This window comes from Pseudomonas baetica, assembly GCF_019733355.1.
In the GTDB taxonomy this organism is placed as follows: Bacteria; Pseudomonadota; Gammaproteobacteria; order Pseudomonadales; family Pseudomonadaceae; genus Aquipseudomonas; species Aquipseudomonas baetica_A.
In genome coordinates this window covers 59,851-79,406 of record NZ_JAIHLQ010000005.1, presented here as the reverse complement: position 1 = coordinate 79,406, position 19,556 = coordinate 59,851, and the positions used below count along the sequence as shown (strand labels likewise).

Annotated in this window: 19 protein-coding genes; 10 read left to right on the top strand and 9 right to left on the bottom strand. The window is 58.6% G+C overall.

The window, feature by feature from the left end:
- The first annotated feature begins 8 nt into the window (after positions 1 to 8).
- Positions 9 to 785, top strand: a complete 777-nt coding sequence (locus K5E40_RS06320) for an IclR family transcriptional regulator (RefSeq protein WP_221730144.1) — start codon at positions 9 to 11, stop codon at positions 783 to 785.
- A 146-nt stretch (positions 786 to 931) separates the two neighbouring features.
- Positions 932 to 1,810, top strand: a complete 879-nt coding sequence (locus tag K5E40_RS06315) for a DMT family transporter (RefSeq protein WP_221730143.1) — start codon at positions 932 to 934, stop codon at positions 1,808 to 1,810.
- A 51-nt stretch (positions 1,811 to 1,861) separates the two neighbouring features.
- On the opposite strand, the gene K5E40_RS06310 is transcribed toward K5E40_RS06315, so the two are convergent.
- Positions 1,862 to 3,199 (bottom strand): MFS transporter, encoded by a 1,338-nt coding sequence (locus tag K5E40_RS06310; protein ID WP_221730142.1) that lies wholly within the window; start codon positions 3,197 to 3,199, stop codon positions 1,862 to 1,864.
- Positions 3,200 to 3,460: 261 nt separating this feature from the next.
- Between K5E40_RS06310 and quiC the strand changes: the two genes are divergently transcribed.
- Positions 3,461 to 5,362, top strand: coding sequence for a 3-dehydroshikimate dehydratase QuiC (gene quiC, locus K5E40_RS06305; RefSeq protein ID WP_221730141.1), 1,902 nt, complete (start codon positions 3,461 to 3,463; stop codon positions 5,360 to 5,362).
- 102 nt (positions 5,363 to 5,464) lie between these two features.
- The gene (locus tag K5E40_RS06300; RefSeq protein ID WP_221730140.1) at positions 5,465 to 6,142 is read left to right on the top strand and encodes a TetR family transcriptional regulator; all 678 of its coding nucleotides are present in this window, start codon (positions 5,465 to 5,467) and stop codon (positions 6,140 to 6,142) included.
- A 51-nt stretch (positions 6,143 to 6,193) separates the two neighbouring features.
- Here the strand turns inward: K5E40_RS06300 and K5E40_RS06295 are convergent, their stop codons facing one another.
- The 4 genes from K5E40_RS06295 to K5E40_RS06280 all read right to left on the bottom strand — a co-directional run bounded on the left by K5E40_RS06295 (position 6,194) and on the right by K5E40_RS06280 (position 10,057).
- A complete protein-coding gene (locus K5E40_RS06295; protein ID WP_221730139.1) occupies positions 6,194 to 7,048 on the bottom strand; it encodes a shikimate dehydrogenase in 855 nt (284 codons plus the stop codon).
- A 5-nt stretch (positions 7,049 to 7,053) separates the two neighbouring features.
- A complete protein-coding gene (gene aroQ, locus K5E40_RS06290; RefSeq protein ID WP_102899935.1) occupies positions 7,054 to 7,494 on the bottom strand; it encodes a type II 3-dehydroquinate dehydratase in 441 nt (146 codons plus the stop codon).
- 191 nt (positions 7,495 to 7,685) lie between these two features.
- Complete coding sequence (trmA, locus tag K5E40_RS06285; protein WP_221730138.1) at positions 7,686 to 8,765, bottom strand: tRNA (uridine(54)-C5)-methyltransferase TrmA; 1,080 nt, start codon at positions 8,763 to 8,765, stop codon at positions 7,686 to 7,688.
- Positions 8,762 to 10,057 carry an NCS2 family permease gene (locus K5E40_RS06280; RefSeq protein WP_221730137.1) on the bottom strand — a complete coding sequence of 432 codons (1,296 nt, stop codon included), beginning with the start codon at positions 10,055 to 10,057 and terminating at the stop codon, positions 8,762 to 8,764. Before K5E40_RS06280 ends, trmA begins: the two co-directional genes overlap by 4 nt.
- Positions 10,058 to 10,280: 223 nt before the next feature.
- Between K5E40_RS06280 and K5E40_RS06275 the strand changes: the two genes are divergently transcribed.
- Together K5E40_RS06275 and K5E40_RS06270 are read left to right on the top strand one after the other, a co-directional pair.
- Complete coding sequence (locus K5E40_RS06275; RefSeq protein WP_221730136.1) at positions 10,281 to 10,727, top strand: DUF4879 domain-containing protein; 447 nt, start codon at positions 10,281 to 10,283, stop codon at positions 10,725 to 10,727.
- A gap of 67 nt (positions 10,728 to 10,794) precedes the next feature.
- Positions 10,795 to 11,340 (top strand): DJ-1 family glyoxalase III, encoded by a 546-nt coding sequence (locus K5E40_RS06270; protein ID WP_221730135.1) that lies wholly within the window; start codon positions 10,795 to 10,797, stop codon positions 11,338 to 11,340.
- Positions 11,341 to 11,352: 12 nt separating this feature from the next.
- Here the strand turns inward: K5E40_RS06270 and K5E40_RS06265 are convergent, their stop codons facing one another.
- Complete coding sequence (locus tag K5E40_RS06265) at positions 11,353 to 12,591, bottom strand: MFS transporter (protein WP_221730134.1); 1,239 nt, start codon at positions 12,589 to 12,591, stop codon at positions 11,353 to 11,355.
- A gap of 397 nt (positions 12,592 to 12,988) precedes the next feature.
- On the opposite strand from K5E40_RS06265, the gene K5E40_RS06260 reads away from it, so the two are divergent.
- From K5E40_RS06260 to K5E40_RS06250, 3 genes are read left to right on the top strand one after another with little or no spacing between them, the layout of a single operon-like run.
- A complete protein-coding gene (locus K5E40_RS06260) occupies positions 12,989 to 14,431 on the top strand; it encodes a cytochrome ubiquinol oxidase subunit I (protein ID WP_221730133.1) in 1,443 nt (480 codons plus the stop codon).
- Positions 14,432 to 14,434: 3 nt separating this feature from the next.
- Positions 14,435 to 15,442 (top strand): cytochrome d ubiquinol oxidase subunit II, encoded by a 1,008-nt coding sequence (gene cydB, locus K5E40_RS06255; RefSeq protein WP_221730132.1) that lies wholly within the window; start codon positions 14,435 to 14,437, stop codon positions 15,440 to 15,442.
- Positions 15,443 to 15,499: 57 nt separating this feature from the next.
- On the top strand, positions 15,500 to 15,667 hold the full coding sequence (locus tag K5E40_RS06250; RefSeq protein ID WP_221730131.1) for a DUF2474 domain-containing protein: 168 nt from the start codon (positions 15,500 to 15,502) through the stop codon (positions 15,665 to 15,667).
- A 72-nt stretch (positions 15,668 to 15,739) separates the two neighbouring features.
- On the opposite strand, the gene K5E40_RS06245 is transcribed toward K5E40_RS06250, so the two are convergent.
- Together K5E40_RS06245 and K5E40_RS06240 are read right to left on the bottom strand one after the other, a co-directional pair.
- Positions 15,740 to 16,864 (bottom strand): class I SAM-dependent methyltransferase, encoded by a 1,125-nt coding sequence (locus K5E40_RS06245; protein WP_221730130.1) that lies wholly within the window; start codon positions 16,862 to 16,864, stop codon positions 15,740 to 15,742.
- A gap of 177 nt (positions 16,865 to 17,041) precedes the next feature.
- Positions 17,042 to 17,755: an autoinducer binding domain-containing protein gene (locus K5E40_RS06240; protein WP_221730129.1), complete on the bottom strand. Its 714-nt coding sequence runs from the start codon at positions 17,753 to 17,755 to the stop codon at positions 17,042 to 17,044.
- Between the two features lie 283 nt (positions 17,756 to 18,038).
- Here K5E40_RS06240 and K5E40_RS06235 point away from each other — a divergent pair, with 283 nt between their 5' ends.
- Positions 18,039 to 18,815: a ferredoxin--NADP reductase gene (locus K5E40_RS06235; protein ID WP_221730128.1), complete on the top strand. Its 777-nt coding sequence runs from the start codon at positions 18,039 to 18,041 to the stop codon at positions 18,813 to 18,815.
- A gap of 43 nt (positions 18,816 to 18,858) precedes the next feature.
- Here K5E40_RS06235 and mscL read toward each other — a convergent pair whose 3' ends face one another.
- Positions 18,859 to 19,272, bottom strand: a complete 414-nt coding sequence (gene mscL, locus K5E40_RS06230; RefSeq protein ID WP_221730127.1) for a large-conductance mechanosensitive channel protein MscL — start codon at positions 19,270 to 19,272, stop codon at positions 18,859 to 18,861.
- Between the last annotated feature and the right edge of the window lie 284 nt (positions 19,273 to 19,556).

Sequence of the window (19,556 nt, the reverse complement as noted above, 5' to 3'; positions counted from 1 at the left end):
ATCTCACCATGGCCGGCAGTCAAATCGAACGGGTTTTCAGTGTGCTGGAAAACCTCACCAGTGACCCGCGTGGTTTAGCGCTGCAAACGCTCGCCGAGCAGATCGACATCCCGAAAAGTGCGACTCATCGTTTGCTCGCCGAACTGGTCCGCTTGGGGTACGTGCGGCAAAACCCGGAAACCTTGCGTTATCACTTGTCGACGAAACTGGTGGCGATGAGTTTTCGTTACCTGTCGAGCAGTGGCGCGGACATCGTGCAACCGGTGCTTGATCGTCTGGCTCAGGAAACCGGCGAACTGGTGCGACTGGGCGTCACCGACGGCGAGCGGCAGACGTGGATTGCCAAAGCTCAGGGGGCGCGCACCGGCTTGCGCTACGACCCGGACATGGGCCGCGATGCTCCGCTGTTCTACACCGCTTCGGGCCATGCCTGGCTGGCGTGCATGACGGATGCCGAGGCGCTGTCGCGGGTTGAGCGGCAAGCGGCTGAGGTGCCGGTGGATATCGGGCCGAATGCACCGCGCTCCAATATCGAACTGCTTGAACGCCTGCGATTGGCGCGCGAGCAGGGCTATGCCTGCGTCGAGGAAAGTTCGGCCGTGGGGACTTCTGCGATTGCGGCGGTAGTGCGTCATCCCGCGGATGGGCGGGTGATCGGTGTGCTGAGTATCGCCGGGCCGAGTGCGCGGATGCCGGGCGCGAGGTTGCATGAACTGGCACCGTTGCTGTTGAGGTTTACCGAAGAGCTGTCTGCAGCGAGTCTGGCTTCGGAGCTGTTCGTCTAACCTGAAATTCTGTGGGGGGTGCCCGTTTATGAAAGTGTGCGTTGTTCGCACACTTTTACGGATGATGGGTGTCTGAAAATGGAATCGAGTTCTAAATTATTGCTTGAGGCTCTTCTCTCAGTTTGTTCCTCTCTTAGAGATATTCAATGACCGTCAGCACCCCGCTATCCGGAGTCAACCAACCCTTCAAAGGGATCTTGCTGATTGTCGTGGCAACCTTCCTGTTCTCCAGTCACGACGCGCTGTCGAAATATCTCTCGGGTTTCTATCCGATCGTGATGGTGGTTTGGGCCCGGTATGTGGTGCACACCTTACTCATGGCGGGGATTTTTTTACCGCAGTCCGGGCTGCGCGTCCTACGCACGAAAAAGCCTTTATGGCAGTTGGCTCGCGCACTTTGCCTGCTCGGCACCAGCCTGCTCTTCACCACAGCACTGCTGTATATCCCGCTGGCAGAAGCCACGGCGGTTAACTTCCTGGCGCCGGTATTGGTGACGGCGTTGTCGGTGCCGCTATTGAAGGAGCGGGTCACCCGCGGCCAGTGGATTGCGGTCATTTGCGGTTTTATCGGAGTGCTGATCATCGTTCATCCCGGTGGTGAACTCTTCACGCCCGCCGTGTTGTTGCCGTTCTGCTCGGCGCTGTTTTTCTGCTTCTATCAACTGCTGACTCGCAAGCTCGCCGAGATAGACAGCCCGACCACCAGCAACTTTTTCGCCGGGCTGTGCAATACGCTGGTGATGAGTGCGCTGGTGCCGTTCTTCTGGCAGGTGCCGACGTTGACTCACGCCGCACTGATGCTGGCGTTGGGCAGTTGCGGGATGACGGCGCACTTGTTTCTGACGCAGGCATTCCGCCATGCCGCACCGGCACTGTTGGCACCGTTCGGTTATTGCCAGATCGTGTTTGCGGGGCTGCTGGGCTGGGTGGTCTTTAATCACACACCGAGTTTGTTGACCGTGATCGGTATCGCGGTGATCTGTTGCAGCGGTCTGGCGGCAGCGTGGCAGCAAAGCCGTCGATAAGAACGTGTGGGAGCGAGCTTGCTCCCACAAAGGGCCGATGAGGTGGCCTGATTACTCGGTGACGTCAGGAATCTTGCGCGGTGCCATGAAGTACATCCAGATCAGCGCGATGAAGTACATCCCCGGAATCAGGGTGAACAGCACGGTGTAGTTGTTGTGGGTGACGGTGAGGATGTGGCCGACGATCTGGGTCATGAACATCCCGCCGATTGCCGCGCACATGCCGCCGAAACCGAAGACGGTGCTCATCATGTGCTTGGGGGTGTAGTCCATCACCAGGCTCCAGATATTCGCGGTCCAGGCCTGATGCGCGCCGATGGCCAGGGAAATCGCTGCCACCGCCACCCACAGACTGCTCGAACCGGCGGCCATGATCACGCCGATGATGCAGCAGGCAAACAGGAACATCGACAGCAGCCGTGCCTTTATCGGGTTCATGCCGCGACCGATCAGGAACGAAGACAGGATGCCGCCGCCGACACTGCCGAAGTCGGCAGTGAGGTAGATGATGATCAGCGGGATGCCCATCTGGGTCACGTTGATGCCCAGGTTGTATTGCTGATTGAGAAACGGCGGCAGCCAGTACAGGTAAAACCAGAACACCGGAGCGGTCAGCGAGTAGGCGAGGGCGAAGGCCCAGGTGCCGCGCATCCGCAGGATTTTCGAGAATGGCACGCGGGCCTGTTCTGGCTCGACTTCCTGCTGGATGTAGTCGAGTTCCGATTGTTTGACGCTCGGATGATCTTCCGGGTTGAAGTATTTCAGACCCCAGAACAGCAGCCAGATCCCGCCCAGTGCCGACATGCACAGAAACGCCGCCTGCCAGCCCCATACATGGAGAACCAGCGGCAGAAGCATCGGCGTGAACATCGCGCCGACGTTGGTGCCCGCGTTGAAGATGCCTGTGGCGACTGCGCGTTCACCGGCCGGGAACCACAGGCGTGTGGTTTTCACGCAGGCCGGATAGTTGGCCGCTTCCGTCAGGCCGAGGATGAACCGGCAGACCATAAAGCCGACCGCCGACGTTGCCAGGCCGTGGGCGCCGGTGGCTAGGCTCCAGAGCAGCACCGCGCAAAAGAACACGCGCTTGACGCCGACCCGGTCGATCAAGCGACCTTGCAGAACGAAGCCGATCGCGTAACCGACCTGAAACCAGAAGTTGATGTTGGCGTAATCCATCGCCGTCCAGCTCATTTCCTTGGCGAGGATGGGTTGCATGACACCGAGCGCGGCGCGGTCGATGTAGTTGAGGGTTGTGGCGAAAAATACCAGCGCCAGCATGCCCCAACGGGTCTTGCCGACGGCCATGGCGCCGCGGATCTTGTCGCCGATGCCACCCGTGGCAGTGCTCATGGCTGGCGCCATGCGGGAAGTCTGTGAAGGAATCATGTGTTCCACCCGTTTTTGGATTTGTTATTTGGTGTTCTTTTTTCTTGAACGCTGCGACCGGTGCGTCGCGACCGGACTCAATGTGCTGTGGATGTTGGGCAGTGGACGAAAAATCGTCAATTCGTCAAACCGGCATTGTGTTCGATAATCGCACGCAAAACTAACCGGGTAGTACACTTTAAATTGCTGCGAGAAGTGATGCAGCCAATAATTTCCCCACGACAAAAAATGAACAACGCGGCGCAGCCCGGGAGTTGAAACATGCAGCGTTCCATTGCCACCGTTTCCTTGAGCGGCACCCTGCCGGAAAAACTCGAAGCCATCGCCGCCGCCGGGTTCGACGGGGTGGAGATTTTTGAAAACGATCTGTTGTACTACGACGGCAGCCCTCGGGAAATTAAACAGATGTGCGCCGATCTCGGGATCGCCATCACCCTGTTCCAGCCGTTCCGCGACTTCGAAGGCTGCCGCCGTGACCGTTTGGCGCGCAACCTGGAGCGGGCCGAGCGCAAGTTCGACCTGATGCAGGAACTGGGCACCGATCTGGTGCTGGTGTGCAGCAACGCTTCGGCCGACAGCGTTGGCGATCAGCAGATTCTCGTCGATGACCTGCGCTTGCTGGCTGAACGTGCCGGCGCACGTGGCCTGCGAATCGGCTATGAAGCGCTGGCCTGGGGCCGTCACGTCAATACATATCAACAGGTCTGGGACATCGTGCGCCAGGCTGATCATCCAAGCCTCGGTGTGCTCCTCGACAGCTTCCACACCCTGTCACTGAAGGGCGACCCGCGTGCCATCGCCGATATTCCCGGTGACAAGATTTTCTTCGTGCAAATGGCCGACGCGCCGATTCTGGCGATGGATGTCCTGGAGTGGAGCCGACACTTGCGCTGCTTCCCGGGCCAGGGTGAATTCGATCTGCCGGGATTCCTGGCACCGATCATCCAGAGCGGTTACACCGGGCCGCTGTCGCTGGAAATCTTTAATGACGGTTTCCGCGCCGCACCGCCGCGGGCCAATGCCGCCGACGGTTTGCGCTCGTTGCTGTATCTGGAAGAGAAAACCCGTCAGCGCCTTGAACAAGAAGCGGCGCCCGTGGCCAATCGCGAAATCCTCTTTGAAACCCCTAAGGCCAGCGAGTACAACGGCATCGAGTTTCTCGAATTCGCCGTCGATGAAAGCCTCGGCGCCAAGCTTGCGCACTGGCTGGAGCGGCTGGGTTTCGTCAAGTCTGGTCAGCATCGCTCCAAGAGCGTCAGCTTGCTGCGTCAGGGTGATATCAACCTGATCCTCAACTGCGAACCCTATTCGTTTGCCCACAGTTTTTTTGAGGCTCACGGCCCATCGCTGTGCGCCACCGCTGTGCGAGTCAAGGACAGCAACAGTGCCCTGGCGCGTGCCGTGGCTTACAAGGGGCAGCCTTATCGCGGCTTGGTCGGCCCGAACGAATTGGAGCTGGCGGCGGTGCGCGCACCGGACGGCAGCCTGATTTATCTGGTGGATGAAGAGGCGGATGTCTACGGCACCGACTTCAATCTGCTACCAGGTGCATCGGCCCGTGGCGGTCTCAAACGCATCGATCACATGGCCATGGCGCTGCCGGCTGACAGCCTCGACAGTTGGGTGTTGTTCTACAAAAGCTTGCTGGATTTCGAGGCCGACGATGAAGTCGTGCTGCCCGACCCGTATGGTCTGGTGAAGAGCCGCGCATTGCGCAGTCGCGACAGTTCTATCCGCTTGCCGCTGAACATTTCCGAGAACCGCAACACCGCGATCTCCCACGCGCTGTCAAGTTATCGCGGCTCTGGTGTGCATCATATTGCCTTCGATTGTGACGACATCTTCGCCGAAGTCAGTCGTGCCAAAGAGGCCGGTGTACCGCTGCTCGATATCCCTCTGAACTATTACGACGATCTTGCCGCGCGCTTTGATTTCGACGACCAATTCCTCAGCGAACTGGCGTATTACAACGTTCTCTATGACCGCGACGCGCAGGGCGGTGAGTTGTTTCACGTCTATACAGAGCCGTTTGAAGGGCGATTTTTCTTCGAGATCATCCAGCGTAAAAGCGGCTATGCCGGTTACGGCGCGGCGAACGTCGCGGTGCGTCTGGCAGCGATGGCCAAATCACGCAGTGGCGCTGTGCGCCAGGCGAAGTTGTAGGAAAATCGTAAACGCGGGATTAAACACATGCCGCGCGGCTTCCTTCACTGTGCCGCGCGGCCCATAATCGCCAGCCTGTGCAGTGATGGCCGTGAGCCCGCAATGACAATGACTTCAGAACTCCCCGCTGCTCCCGTCGTATCTGCCGCAGAGCCGCGCAAGAGTCGCAAGAACAATCCGGAAAAAACCCGCGAGAACATCCTGCAGGAGGCGATCGTCGAGTTCGTCCAGCAAGGACTGTCCGGTGCTCGCGTCGATGCGATCGCTGAGCGCATCCACACCTCCAAACGCATGATCTATTACTACTTCGGCAGTAAGGAGCAGTTGTACGTCGAGGTCCTGGAAAAACTCTACGGCGATATCCGCAACACGGAAAACCGTCTGCACCTGGACGAGTTATCGCCGATTGTGGCGATTCGGCGTCTGGTGGAGTTCACGTTCGATCACCACGATCACAATGTCGATTTCGTGCGCATTGTCAGTATCGAGAACATCCACAACGCCGAATACGTGAAGCGTTCCGATGCGATCAAGGCAATGAACAACACCATCCTCGATTCACTGGGCGAGATTCTGCGTCGGGGTGTTGAACAAGGTGTGTTCCGTACCGGGCTCAATGCGCTGGACGTGCACCTGCTGATCAGTTCGTTCTGCTTCTATCGCGTGTCGAACCGCCATACGTTCGGTGAGATTTTTCAGATCGATCTGCCGGACGAAAGCATCAAGCAGCGTCATCGCGAGATGATCTGTGAGTCGGTGTTGCGTTACTTGCAGGCCTGACGCATTCCCCTTGTGGGAGCGAGCAAGCCCGCTCCCACAGGAGGATTGAGTTCAACCCTTCATGCTTTGAAAATGCGCCAGCATTCGCGGCGCATCCGGCACTACACCGCTGAACAGCTCAAACGCCTTCACGGCCTGAAACACCGCCATGTTGCCGCCATCCAGCGTACGGCAACCCAAGGCGCGGGCGTTGTGCAGCAGTTCGGTTTCCAGCGGGAAATACACAATCTCCGCCACCCACAACTCCTTGCGCAGCAGCTCCACCGGTACGGGCATGCCCGGCAGTTTGGCCATGCCCATCGGCGTGGTATTTACCAGGCCGTCCGCCTGACTCAGTGTGCTCGGCAGATCACGCCCGGCCATGGCGCGACCGAAACCGAAATGCTGATTGAGATTGTTGGCCAGACTTTCGGCGCGCTCGCTGTCGACATCAAAAATGCTCAGTTGCTGTACGCCTTCGCTCAGCAACGCGTGGGCCACTGCCGCGCCTGCGCCACCGGCGCCCATCTGGACGACACGTTCAAGGGGTGCATCCTGCAAGCCTCGGCGAAAGCCCTCTGCGAAACCCAGGCAATCGGTGTTGTGACCCACGCGTTTGCCGTCCTTCAACACCACGGTATTCACCGCGCCGATGCCACGGGCTTCGGGTGACAGTTCGTCGAGCAGCGGGATGATCGCCTGCTTGCATGGGAACGTGATGTTCAAACCGGTGTAATTCATTCGTTCGGCGGCCAGCAGCAGGTCGGGCAGGGCGGTGCTATCCATCTGCAGTTGGTCGAGGTCGATGAGTCGATAGAGATAACGCATGCCCTGCGCATCGCCTTCGTGTTCATGCAAGGCCGGCGTGCGGGAGGCCTGAATGCCGGCGCCGATCAGCCCGGCGAGTATCGCGTTTTGACGTGACATCGGATTCACCCCTTCAGTCGCTGGCTGAAATGTTCCAGGGCCAGGCGATAGCCATGGCTGCCGAAACCACACATCACTGCCGTGGCGATGGCCGAGACGAACGAATGATGACGAAACGGTTCGCGCGCATGGACATTGGACAGATGCACCTCAATGACCGGCAGTTCGCTGGCAACCAGCGCATCGCGAATCGCCACCGAGGTGTGCGTCCACGCCGCCGGGTTGATCACGATCCCGGCGCAACGGCCACGGGCCGCGTGAATCCAGTCGAGCAGTTCGCCTTCGTGATTGGTCTGGCGAAACTCCACGGCCAGGCCGAACTCCTCGGCCGCACGTCCACACAGCGCAGAAATATCCGCCAGGGTTTCGTGGCCGTAAGTCGCCGGTTCACGGGTGCCGAGCAAGTTCAGGTTCGGGCCGTTAAGCACCAGAACGATAGGGGGCATGAGGGGAAACTCCACTTATTGTTTTTGGCTTTGGCCGAGGGTTCAGCCTGTGGAGATAAAATGTACTAGATGGTTACATGGGTCAATTGCACAGCGTTGCCGTGGGTGTTTTTTGTTCGGTGATCGCACAGGCAAAACTTATCCACAAGAAAGCCGTCATCATGACGGCTTTCTTGTCTCCGGCATTTGCATCAGCGGCGGGTCAGCAACACACCCGATTCCATGTGATGCGTCCACGGGAACTGGTCGAACAACGCGCAGCGCGTGATGCGGTGCGTGTCGTGCAATTGGGCGATGTTGGCCGCCAGGGTTTGCGGATTGCAGGAGATGTACAGGATGTTGTCGAAGCGCCGGGTCAGTTCGCAGGTGTCCGGGTCCATGCCCGCGCGTGGCGGGTCGACGAATACGCTACCGAACTCGTAGCTCTTCAGGTCGATGCCGTGCAAGCGACGGAACGGACGCACTTCGTTGAGCGCTTCGGTCAGCTCTTCGGCGGACAAGCGCACCAGCGTGACGTTATCCACAGCGTTTTCGCTGAGGTTGCTCAGTGCGGCGTTGACCGACGTCTTGCTGATTTCGGTGGCCAGCACTTTGCGCACGCGGGTGGCGAGCGGCAGGGTGAAGTTGCCGTTGCCGCAATACAGCTCCAGCAGGTCGTCAGTGCGATCGCCCAGTGCTTCGTAAGCCCAGTTCAACATCTTCTGGTTCACGGTGCCGTTAGGCTGGGTGAACGCGCCTTCTGGCTGGCGGTAGCTGAAGGTACGACCACCGACTTCGAGTTTTTCTACCACGTAATCGTGGCCGATCACTTCGCGTTTGCCCTTGGAGCGACCGATGATGCTGACCCCCAGATCTGCCGACAGCTTGACGGCTGCAGCCTGCCAGTGCTCGTCCAGCGGACGGTGATAGCACAGGGTGATCATTGCGTCGCCGGCCAGCGTGGTCAGGAACTCCACCTGAAACAGCTTGTGGCTGAGCGCCGAACTTGCCTGCCACGCGGCCTTGAGCTGCGGCATCAACTGATTGATGCGCAGGCTGGCAATCGGGAACGCTTCGATCAGGATCGGCGTGCGTTTGTCGTCTTGGGAGAACATCGCGTAGTGACGCTCGCCGGCCTCGCGCCACAGGCGGAATTCGGCGCGCAGACGGAAGTTCTGCAGCGGTGAGTCGAACACTGTCGGCTCGGGGGCATCAAACGGTGCCAGCAGGTCACGCAGGCGCGTCACCTTGTCTTCGAGTTGAGCGGCGTAAGCTTGGGAATCGAAAGTCATGCGTTGAACCAACCCAACTTGATCACGAACAGAATCGACAAAATCACCAGCGCCGGGTTCAGCTCACGGGCACGCCCGGACAGCAGTTTGATCGCGGTCCAGGCGATGAAGCCGAACGCGATACCGTTGGCGATGGAGTAGGTGAACGGCATGGCCAGCGCGGTCACCACGACCGGGGCGGCAACGGTGATGTCTTCCCAGTCTATTTCCGCCAGACCGGAAGTCATCAACACGGCGACGAACAGCAGCGCGGGTGCGGTGGCGAATGCCGGAATGCTGGACGCCAATGGCGAGAAGAACAGCGCCAGCAGGAACAGGATCGCGACGACGACGGCAGTCAGACCGGTGCGGCCGCCCGCACTCACGCCAGCAGCGGATTCGATGTAACTGGTGGTGGTCGAGGTGCCCAGCAGCGAACCGGCCATGGCGGCGGTGCTGTCAGCGATCAGCGCACGGCCCATTTTCGGCATGTGGCCGTCCTTGCCCATGAGGCCGGCGCGTTTGGCGACGCCGATCAAGGTGCCAGAGTTGTCGAACAGGTCGACGAACAGGAAAGCAAAAATCACGCTGACCAGACCGATGTCCAGTGCGCCTTTGATGTCCAGTTGCAGGAAGGTCGGGGCCAGCGAAGGCGGCATCGAGATCACGCCGCCGAACTCGGTAACGCCCAAGGCGATCGAGACAACGGTGACCGCCAGAATGCCGATCAGCACCGCGCCGCGCACTTTCAGGGCTTCAAGGGCGACGATCAGGGCGAAACCAAGGGTGGCGAGAATCGGGGCCGGTTGTTTCAGGTCACCGAGGCCGACCATGGTCGCTGGGTTGCTGACCACGATACCGGCGTTGTGCAGGGCGATCAGCGCCAGGAACAGGCCGATACCGGCGGCAATCGCCGAGCGCAGTGGCAGCGGGATGCTGTTGATGATCCATTCACGGATGCGGAAGATCGACAGCAGAAAGAACAGCACGGCCGAAATGAACACCGCGCCCAGTGCCACTTGCCAGGTATGGCCCATGTGCAGCACGACGGTGTAGGTGAAAAAGGCGTTCAGGCCCATGCCCGGTGCGAGAGCGATCGGGTAGTTGGCGATCAGGCCCATGACCGTCGAACCGATCGCGGCGGCCAGACAGGTGGCGACGAATACCGCACCCTTGTCCATGCCGGTCTCGCCGAGAATGCTCGGGTTGACGAACAGAATGTAGGCCATGGCCAGGAACGTCGTGATACCCGCAAGAATCTCGGTTCGCACGTTGGTGTTGTGTGCCTTGAGTTGAAACAGCCTTTCCAGCATGTCTGCTCCCCGTGGCGCGGATGGCGCCGTGAATGTATCGACCTCAACAGCAAAGCACAGACCGTCGCAAGCGCCTGGAAAATTGTGATGGGCCGGAAAAAGCCGCGCATCATACCAGCAGCGTGGGCAATATGGCGGTTGTTGGTGTCGATCGTCGGCGAAGTTTTGCCGTGAGAGCAAGTGCGCCATACTGCGCGCTGATTTTTGGGGGGATAGGGATCGTATGAACAAGCGCTGGATGAAGGCTTTCGCACTGATGGCGATTTTCATGACCGGGATGCCTGGCGCCTGGGCGGCCTCGGCGCCGCCGCTGACCCAGTTGAAAGTGCTGAAAGTCGAATCACCGCCGTGCGGTTTTGAAGGCATCACTGAGGGGCAGGAGCAAACGCGTTGTGACCACCAAGGCCCGCACATCAAGGTTTACGTGCTGGAAGTCGGTTACGGTCGCGAGCCCCATGTGGCGCTGGACGGTTTTGAAGTGAATGGCACGCGAACCCCGGTCTGCGCGTTTGAGACCGGCAATCTCACCGAATGCACGGTCGGCCGTAAAACCGTCGGCTATCTGTACATCTTTGATCTGGCGGGCAAGCAGAGCGGCATCTTCACTTTCAGCAACACCTCGATCAACGCGCCGGGTAACAGCATGTCGACGCAGCTTTACATCAAGTAACGGCTACGGCCAAACGAGCCAGGCTAAAGCTGACTACGCTTTGAAGATCACCCAGCGGAAATCGCCCATGACCTTTAGAGCCCTGATTACCCTCGCCGAGGGGATCGATGACCTGCAAAGCGTGACCCTGATCGATGTGCTGCGCCGCGCCGGCATCGAAGTGGTGGCGGCCAGCATCGAAGGACGACGCATGCTGACCTGCGCGCGCGGCACCCGCCTGACGGCTGACGGCATGCTGGTCGATGTGCTGGCGCAGACTTTCGATCTGATCGTCCTGCCCGGCGGTGACGTGGGTTCACAGCATTTGGCGGCGCACCAGCCTTTGCAGCAATTGCTCAAGGATCAGGCCAGCGCCGGGCGCTTGTTCGCCGCTATCGCCGAAGGCCCGGCAGTCGCCTTGCAAGCCTTCGGCGTTTTGCGTCAGCGACGCATGACTTGCCTGCCGGGCGTCAGTCATCAATTGTCGGGCTGCACGTTTGTGGATCAACCCGTGGTAGTTGATGGCAACTGCATCACCGCCCAGGGTTCTGGTGCCGCGCTGGAGTTTGCTTTGGTACTGGTCGAACAACTTGGCGGCAAGGCGCTGCGGGCGAAAGTGGCGGGGGAGTTGTAGGTTTGACGAGCGCTAAACCTTCGCCTCTTCCACCCGCTCCGTCATCCGGTCCCGTTTGGCCAGGGTCGGGAACAGTTTGATCCACGTTCCGGTCACCACGAGCGTGCCGATCCCGCCCATGACGACCGCCGGCACGGTGCCGAACCAGTGGGCGGTGATGCCGGACTCGAACTCGCCCAATTGGTTTGAAGCGCCGATGAACAGACCGTTGACCGCGCTGACCCGGCCGCGCATTTCGTCCGGGGTTTCCAGCTGTACGAAGGACGCGCGGATCACCATGCTGATCATGTCCGCTGCGCCGAGCACCACCAACACCGCCAGTGAGAACCAGAACGAGGTCGACAGGCCGAAGGCAATGGTCGCGACGCCGAAGACGCCCACCGCCGTGAACATCACCCGGCCGACGTTGCGCTCCACGGCAAACCGGGCCAGGAACAGCGACATCAACAAGGCGCCCACGGCGGGCGCCGAGCGCAGCAAGCCCAGCCCCCACGGGCCGGTCAGCAAGATGTCCTTGGCAAATACCGGCAGCAGCGCCGTGGCGCCACCGAGCAACACCGCAAACAGGTCAAGCGATATCGCCCCGAGGATGTCAGGACGGCTGCGAATGAAGCGAATCCCCGCCAGCAGCGAATCCAGCGTGGCTTTGCCTTTGTTCAAGGGCGTTTGTCGTGCCGGCAGGTTGAGCATCAGCGAGCAGGCAATCACATAGAGAATCACCGTCGGGCCATACACCCAGACGCTGCCGAACGCATAGAGCAAGCCGCCAAGGGCCGGGGCGACGATGGTTGCGGATTGTTGCGCCGATTGCGCCGCCGCCACTGCTCGCGGGAACAGCGCACTGGGCACGATGCTCGGCAGCAGTGCCTGGGTGGTTGGCATCTCGAACGAGCGTGCGGCACCGAGCAGAAAAGCGAGGATAAAGATCATTTCCCGGGTGACGTGATCGGTGGCGCTGCCAATTACCAGCGCCAGCGCAATCAACGCTTGCAGCGACTGACAGATCGCTGCGACCTTACGCCGGTCATAGCGGTCGGCGACGTGTCCGGTGTGCAACATGAACAGCACACGCGGGGCGAACTCGACCAGGCCAACCAGACCCAGATCAAGCACGTTGCCGGTCAATTGATAGAGGTTCCAGCCAATGGCCACGGTGAGCATCTGAAAACCGCTGGCGGTAAAGATCCGGGCCAGCCAGAACGCAAGGAAAGGGCGGTGGCTACGTAACAGCAGGGGCTCTTGGCTGGGCATCTGAAGGCAGGTCTGGCTGGTGGGGAATCGCGAGATTATCACCAGTCTGTAACAGGAAGTTGCTAGGGCGGGAAATTTAGTTAGCCAGACATCTATTTTCTTTCAGGGACATGGATCAAGCCCCCCGCCCGGGCTTTGCCAAGGTGATGAGGCAACTTGTCACGCGGCAAACGACCACGCAGTTCTTCGCTCAAAATGGGACTACTCTTTCAACGTTGCATGATCCAGATCAAAACCTTGAACGGAATTGATCCGGTGGCCCGTTGGCCAGACTCCCTGCGTTGCGATGGTTGTTAAAAAAGAACGAATCAGAATTCGCCGCACTCCATATCCGTGGGGGCAGTAGGCGTTGGGGCCACAAGCCCCACAGCCGGTATTACCTGACAGAGGAAGACTTATGTTCGGTTTAGAGGCACTCGATCTCGCCCGAATTCAGTTCGCGTTCACCGTCTCGTTCCACATCCTGTTCCCGGCCATCACCATTGGGCTGGCGAGTTACCTGGCGGTGCTCGAAGGCCTGTGGCTCAAAACCCATAACGACACCTACCGTGACCTTTACCATTTCTGGTCGAAGATATTTGCCGTCAACTTCGGCATGGGTGTGGTCTCCGGGTTGGTCATGGCTTATCAATTCGGTACCAACTGGAGTCGCTTCTCTGATTTCGCTGGCGCTGTCACCGGGCCGTTGCTGACGTACGAGGTGCTCACGGCGTTCTTCCTTGAGGCCGGTTTCCTCGGGGTGATGCTGTTCGGCTGGAACAAGGTCGGACGTGGCCTGCACTTCTTCTCCACGGTGATGGTGGCCATCGGCACGCTGATTTCAACTTTCTGGATTCTCGCTTCCAATAGCTGGATGCAAACCCCGCAGGGCTTTGAAATCGTCAACGGTCAGGTGATCCCGACCGACTGGTTTGCGATTGTCTTCAACCCCTCGTTCCCGTATCGCCTATTGCACATGGCCACGGCGGCGTTCGTTGCAACCGCTTTCTTCGTCGGCTCCTCGGCGGCCTGGCACTTGCTGCGCGGCAAAGACAACCCGGCCATCCGCACCATGCTGTCGATGGCGATGTGGATGGCGTTGATCGTCGCGCCGATTCAAGCGGTCATCGGTGACTTCCATGGCCTCAACACGCTGGAACATCAGCCGGCGAAAATCGCTGCGATCGAAGGTCATTGGGAAAACAAGGGTGACGAAGCCACGCCGCTGATTCTGTTCGGCTGGCCCGACATGAAAGAAGAGAAAACCAAATTCGCCGTTGAGATCCCGTACCTCGGCAGCCTGATCCTGACCCACTCGCTGGACAAACAGGTGCCGGCGCTCAAGGAGTTTCGGCCAGAAGACCGGCCTAACTCGACCATTGTCTTCTGGTCGTTCCGGGTCATGGTCGGCCTCGGCTTCCTGATGATCTTCACCGGTTTGTGGAGTCTGTGGCTGCGCAAACGCGACACGCTGTATACCTCGCGGCCGTTCCTGTACCTGGCGTTGTGGATGGGACCATCCGGCCTGATCGCAATCCTCGCAGGCTGGTTCACTACGGAAATCGGTCGTCAACCGTGGGTGGTTTACGGGTTGATGCGCACGACGGATGCGTCCTCCAACCACAGCTTCATGCAGATGAGCATCACGCTGATCATGTTTGTGGTGGTGTATTTCGCGCTGTTCGGTACAGGTCTGGGCTACATGATGCGTCTGGTGCGCAAGGGGCCGATAACCGACGAAGGCAAGGAAACCAACGACGGTGGTCCTGGCCAGAAACGTACGCCGGCCAGGCCGCTGTCGGCTGCTGACGACGATGGCGCCGAGGCTGACCACAGCCCCACCCTGACCAAGGAGATTTGAATCATGGGTATTGATCTTCCGCTGATCTGGGCCGTGATCATCATCTTCGGCATCATGATGTACGTGGTCATGGACGGCTTCGACCTGGGGATCGGGATTCTCTTCCCGTTCATCCCGGGCAAGACCGACCGTGACGTAATGATGAACACCGTCGCCCCGGTGTGGGACGGTAACGAAACCTGGCTGGTGCTGGGCGGTGCGGCGTTGTTCGGCGCGTTCCCGCTGGCCTATTCGGTGGTGCTGTCGGCGTTGTACCTGCCGCTGATTTTCATGCTGATCGGTCTGATCTTCCGTGGCGTCGCGTTCGAGTTTCGCTTCAAGGCCAAGGACGATAAACGTCATCTCTGGGACAAGGCGTTCATCGGTGGTTCGGTGGCGGCGACGTTCTTCCAGGGCGTGGCGCTCGGTGCGTTCATCGATGGTCTGCCCGTGGTCAATCGGCAGTTCGCCGGTGGCTCACTGGATTGGCTGACGCCGTTCACGCTGTTCTGCGGTGCCGCGTTGGTGGTTGCTTATGCCTTGCTCGGCTGCACCTGGCTGATCATGAAGACCGAAGGCAAGCTGCAAGAGCAGATGCACAACCTGGCGCGGCCGCTGGCCTTCGTGCTGTTGGCCGTGATCGGTATCGTCAGTATCTGGACGCCGCTGGCCCACCCGGAAATCGCAACACGCTGGTTCAGCATGCCGAACCTGTTCTGGTTCATGCCGGTGCCGATTCTGGTGTTGGTGACGATGTATGGCTTGATCCGCGCCGTGGCACGCAATGCCAATTACATGCCGTTCCTGCTGACCCTGGTGCTGATCTTCCTCGGCTACAGCGGACTGGGCATCAGCCTGTGGCCGAACATCGTGCCGCCGTCGATCTCGATCTGGGACGCCGCCGCACCGCCGCAAAGTCAGGGTTTCATGCTGGTGGGTACGTTGTTCATCATCCCGTTCATCCTGGGTTACACCTTCTGGAGCTACTACGTGTTCCGCGGCAAGGTGACTCATGAGGACGGCTATCACTAGTCGTGACCACGAAGGCGTCGCTAGCGGCGCCATCTCCCTCAATCGGAGGATGAAGCAATGCCCGGCAAACATTCCCTGCACGACATTGAAGAGGCCGAAAAAAAACCGCTATGGCAGCGGCTCGGCTGGTTGGCCATGATCTGGGTGGGCAGTGTCGGTGCGCTGTTTATCGTTGCCAGCCTGATGCGCATGTTCATGAACGCCGCAGGCCTGACCACTCACTGAATCACTTCGTCCCGGCGCCTTCGGGTACGGATTTGCAACCCTCCTGACGGAGGGTTTTTTTTGTCTTGCGAATTACTTGCGGGCCTTGAGGATCACGAACTTCGGCGTTGCCGCCACCTGCTCGACACCCCGGAAAAGTCGCGCCAGTTTGCTGTGGTAACCCAAGTGACGGTTGCCGACGATGTACAGCGCACCACCGACCACCAGCGCTTCGCGAGCCTGCTGAAACATGCGCCAGGCAAGGAAGTCGCCCACCACTTGCTGCTGATGGAACGGCGGATTGCACAGGATCACATCCAGCGATTGTGCTTCCTGCCCGGCCAGGCCATCGCCGGCCCGCACGATCACGTCGCGATCACCCAACGCGGCGCGCCAGTTCTCGGTGGCCGATTGCACCGCCATGAACGACTCGTCGACCAGCGTGTACTGCGCATCGGGGTTTTGCAAAGCACTGGCTATCGCCAAAACACCGTTGCCGCAGCCGAGATCGGCAACCCGTGCGCTACCCAGACTCTTGGGCAAATGCGGCAAAAAGGCGCGGGTGCCGATGTCCAGGCCTTCACGACAAAACACGTTGGCGTGGTTGAGCAATTCGATAGACGGTGTGTCGAGACGATAACGCGATGGGTAGGGCGACACCGCCGGTGTCTTTGCTTCTGGTGTGGCGATGAGCAATCGGGCTTTTTTCACTGCCAGTGAAGCTTGCACCGGGCCGATGTAACGTTCCAGCAGATCACCGGCAGCGCGTGGCAGATGTTTGACCATCGCCGCGGCGATCACTTCAGCGCCGGGTGCCAGTTGCTCTTGCAGGCGAATGAGTTGTTCTTCGAGCAAGGCGAGGGTTTTAGGTACGCGGATCAGCACGCGGTCGAAGGGCCCGACCACAGGCTCGCTGGCCGGAATACTGCAGATCGCATCGAACGCTTGGCCGTTGCGCAGCAGGTTTTTTTCCAGACCTTGAAAACCCAGAAACGAATCACCGCTGCTGGTCACTTGCACCTTGCCCAGCAGGCTGGCGGCCAGTGCGCCGAAGCTGTCGTTGAGCACCAAGACTCGGGTGTCGGCCGTCGGTTGCTGTGCGGCCAGATGGTTGAGCAAGTATTCGTCGGCCGCATCGAAAGCCTGCAGTGGTTCGTTCTGCTGTTCGGGCTGGCGGATCAGGTCGAGTTGGGCGAAGGGCGTATCGAGCAAAGGCATGGGGCGGGGACTCAGGGTGATCAACGGGTATCCCGCAGCCCTGGTGTCATGCGGCGGAACCGATCAAGTGAACTACAACGCAACAAAGCTTCACGTCATCACTCAGAAAGGCCACAAATGGTACGTTTTTTTCTCCGTAAATACCCGTAAGTTTTAATCCGGATGCATGGCAACGCTTTAGATGATTCCGGCCCTGGCGGCCGCGATGACGGCGGAAATCTTGTTGCAGACGTTGAGTTTCTCGATCACGTTTTGCACGTGATAGTTCACGGTGCGTTCGCTCAAGCTGAGGATTTTCGAGATCTCATAAGCCGTTTTTCCACCGGCGGACAATTGCAGAACCTCCAGTTCTCGTGGTGAAAGGTGCGGTTTTTCGGATTTGGCCGGATTCACGGGCAGGGTGCGGGCGAACAGTTCGCTCAAGTGACTCGCGGCGTAGAAGATATAACCAAAGTGCTCGTACAACTCGAGCGGACTGATCGGGCAGTGCTTACGTGCAAGGCTGATAATGCTGCACAAACCCGTATCGTTATGATGGAAGGCCTGGGACCAGCCATATTGCAGTTTGTGCGCCTTTAGCGCTTCCCATAGTCGCGGCGTATCTGCAAAGACTGTTTCATTCCATACAATCGGCATGAGTGACTGATTGCAATGCGCTACTACTGGGTCAACTACGCTGAATTTTTGTTGTTCATATTGCTGATTCCATTCTTTGGGGTAGTTGTTGATTTGAAACGCATCAAGATGCACTTCCCGATGGGGGGACGTGACCGAAATTGCACAAAAATTGAAACCGAGATTTTCGGCGAATCTGAGCAAAATCGGATAAGCGGCATCTATCCCTTTAGCGAAAGTCAGTTGCCTTAACTGCGACTCCTTCCACGTTTCCATTACATGCTCTCCGTTGGTGTTGCATAGGGGGCGCCGAATGGATCCAAAAACCCGGCACGGGTCGAAGTGTAGGATATTTCCTGCGTGTGGTTTTAAATTATTTCGCTCTTGAAGATGTCAGTGTGTTCAGTAAATGTTCTTAGCAATTAAAAAATACTTTAATTTAAGTCATCATCCTGAATTTTAACAAATGGATGGTTTTTCTGAATGCCACTACCAATCATCGGTGTTTAGTCGGGGGGAATTGCGGGACACTGGTGGCAATCGTTTATCGGAGCGCCCCATGACCGCCAGTGCAGAGAAGTACACGGCTCAGACATTGATCGACGTACAGCCGTTGACCCCAAGTCTATTCACCTTACGCACCCGTCGTGACGCAGGTTTTCGCTTCCGTGCGGGGCAGTTTGCCAGGCTTGGCGTAACCAGGGCCGATGGCAGCACCGTGTGGCGCGCTTATTCGATGGTGTCGTCACCCTTCGACGAGTTTCTTGAGTTCTTTTCCATCGTAGTTCCGGGCGGTGAGTTCACCAGTGAATTAAGTCGGCTGCAGATCGGCGATAGCTTGCTGGTGGAACGGCAGGCGTTCGGCTATCTGACCCTTGATCGCTTCGTTGACGGTCGGGACCTCTGGTTGTTATCCACAGGCACGGGGGTGGCGCCTTTTCTGTCGATTCTGCAGGATTTCGAGGTATGGGAAAAATTCGAGCGGATCATTCTGGTGTACAGCGTGCGCGAAGCGCGGGAGTTAGCGTATCAGGAGCTTATTGCCGGGCTGGCGCAACGTGATTACCTGAGCGAGCACGCACACAAGTTGCAATTCATCCCGACAGTCACGCGACAAGCGCATCCCGGTGCGCTGAACGGTCGCATCACTGCGCTGATCGAGAACGGAGAGCTTGAGCGTGTCGCCGGTGTGGAGTTGTCTGCCGAGCACTCGCGGGTCATGTTGTGTGGCAATCCGCAGATGATCGACGACACTCGTGCACTGTTGAAAAAACGGGGCATGAGCTTAAGCCTCACTCGCCGCCCCGGCCAAGTGGCCGTGGAAAACTACTGGTAAACAAACGGCGCCCGAAGGCGCCGTTGTTTATCGCGTGCAAAGTTCAGGGCTGATTGTTCTGGGCCTTGAGCAGATCGCGGATCTCGCCCAGCAATTCCTCTTCTTTGCTAGGCACCGGTGGCAGGCTAGGGGCAACGGCTTCTTCGCGTTTGAGGCGGTTGATGGCTTTGACGCCCATGAAGATTGCGAAGGCGACGATTATGAAGTCGAGCACGGTCTGAATGAATTTGCCGTAAGCCATCACTACCGCAGGGGCGCTGCCCTCGGCGGCTTTCAGCGTAATGGTCAGGTCACTGAAGTCGACACCACCGATCAGCAGGCCGATCGGCGGCATGATCACGTCACCGACAAACGACGAAACGATTTTGCCGAAGGCGGCACCGATGATGATACCGACGGCCATGTCGACCACATTGCCTTTGACCGCGAAGGCCTTGAACTCGCTTAGCACGCCCATAGGTTATTTCCTTGTTACAGATGAGTTTGGTGTACGCAGTGTAAATCAGCAAAACGCGTCCTGCGCGAAACACCTTCTTACAATGCCCGTTTTTATCGACACATCAATCGACGATTAGTTTGCAAAGTGCCACTAATCGCGCGCGAAATACGCTGTAACGCACTGAACAGGAAGCTAAATTTATCAATCATCGAGTTACGAACTTTCTATTTATGTTCGCCGGTTTTGCCCTCTAGCCTCTGTTTGGCGCACCTGGATGCGCCCAAAAAAACCAGAGGAACCTG

Coding starts and splice junctions, on each gene's coding strand:
- K5E40_RS06300 (WP_221730140.1), top strand. CDS start 5,465: ATGACAATGACTTCAGAACTCCCCGCTGCTCCCGTCGTATCTGCCGCA.
- trmA (WP_221730138.1), bottom strand. CDS start 8,765: ATGACTTTCGATTCCCAAGCTTACGCCGCTCAACTCGAAGACAAGGTG.
- K5E40_RS06265 (WP_221730134.1), bottom strand. CDS start 12,591: ATGCCCAGCCAAGAGCCCCTGCTGTTACGTAGCCACCGCCCTTTCCTT.
- K5E40_RS06320 (WP_221730144.1), top strand. CDS start 9: ATGGCCGGCAGTCAAATCGAACGGGTTTTCAGTGTGCTGGAAAACCTC.
- mscL (WP_221730127.1), bottom strand. CDS start 19,272: ATGGGCGTGCTAAGCGAGTTCAAGGCCTTCGCGGTCAAAGGCAATGTG.
- K5E40_RS06295 (WP_221730139.1), bottom strand. CDS start 7,048: ATGTCACGTCAAAACGCGATACTCGCCGGGCTGATCGGCGCCGGCATT.
- K5E40_RS06235 (WP_221730128.1), top strand. CDS start 18,039: ATGACCGCCAGTGCAGAGAAGTACACGGCTCAGACATTGATCGACGTA.
- aroQ (WP_102899935.1), bottom strand. CDS start 7,494: ATGCCCCCTATCGTTCTGGTGCTTAACGGCCCGAACCTGAACTTGCTC.
- K5E40_RS06310 (WP_221730142.1), bottom strand. CDS start 3,199: ATGATTCCTTCACAGACTTCCCGCATGGCGCCAGCCATGAGCACTGCC.
- K5E40_RS06245 (WP_221730130.1), bottom strand. CDS start 16,864: ATGCCTTTGCTCGATACGCCCTTCGCCCAACTCGACCTGATCCGCCAG.
- K5E40_RS06275 (WP_221730136.1), top strand. CDS start 10,281: ATGAACAAGCGCTGGATGAAGGCTTTCGCACTGATGGCGATTTTCATG.
- K5E40_RS06315 (WP_221730143.1), top strand. CDS start 932: ATGACCGTCAGCACCCCGCTATCCGGAGTCAACCAACCCTTCAAAGGG.
- cydB (WP_221730132.1), top strand. CDS start 14,435: ATGGGTATTGATCTTCCGCTGATCTGGGCCGTGATCATCATCTTCGGC.
- K5E40_RS06240 (WP_221730129.1), bottom strand. CDS start 17,755: ATGGAAACGTGGAAGGAGTCGCAGTTAAGGCAACTGACTTTCGCTAAA.
- K5E40_RS06250 (WP_221730131.1), top strand. CDS start 15,500: ATGCCCGGCAAACATTCCCTGCACGACATTGAAGAGGCCGAAAAAAAA.
- quiC (WP_221730141.1), top strand. CDS start 3,461: ATGCAGCGTTCCATTGCCACCGTTTCCTTGAGCGGCACCCTGCCGGAA.
- K5E40_RS06280 (WP_221730137.1), bottom strand. CDS start 10,057: ATGCTGGAAAGGCTGTTTCAACTCAAGGCACACAACACCAACGTGCGA.
- K5E40_RS06260 (WP_221730133.1), top strand. CDS start 12,989: ATGTTCGGTTTAGAGGCACTCGATCTCGCCCGAATTCAGTTCGCGTTC.
- K5E40_RS06270 (WP_221730135.1), top strand. CDS start 10,795: ATGACCTTTAGAGCCCTGATTACCCTCGCCGAGGGGATCGATGACCTG.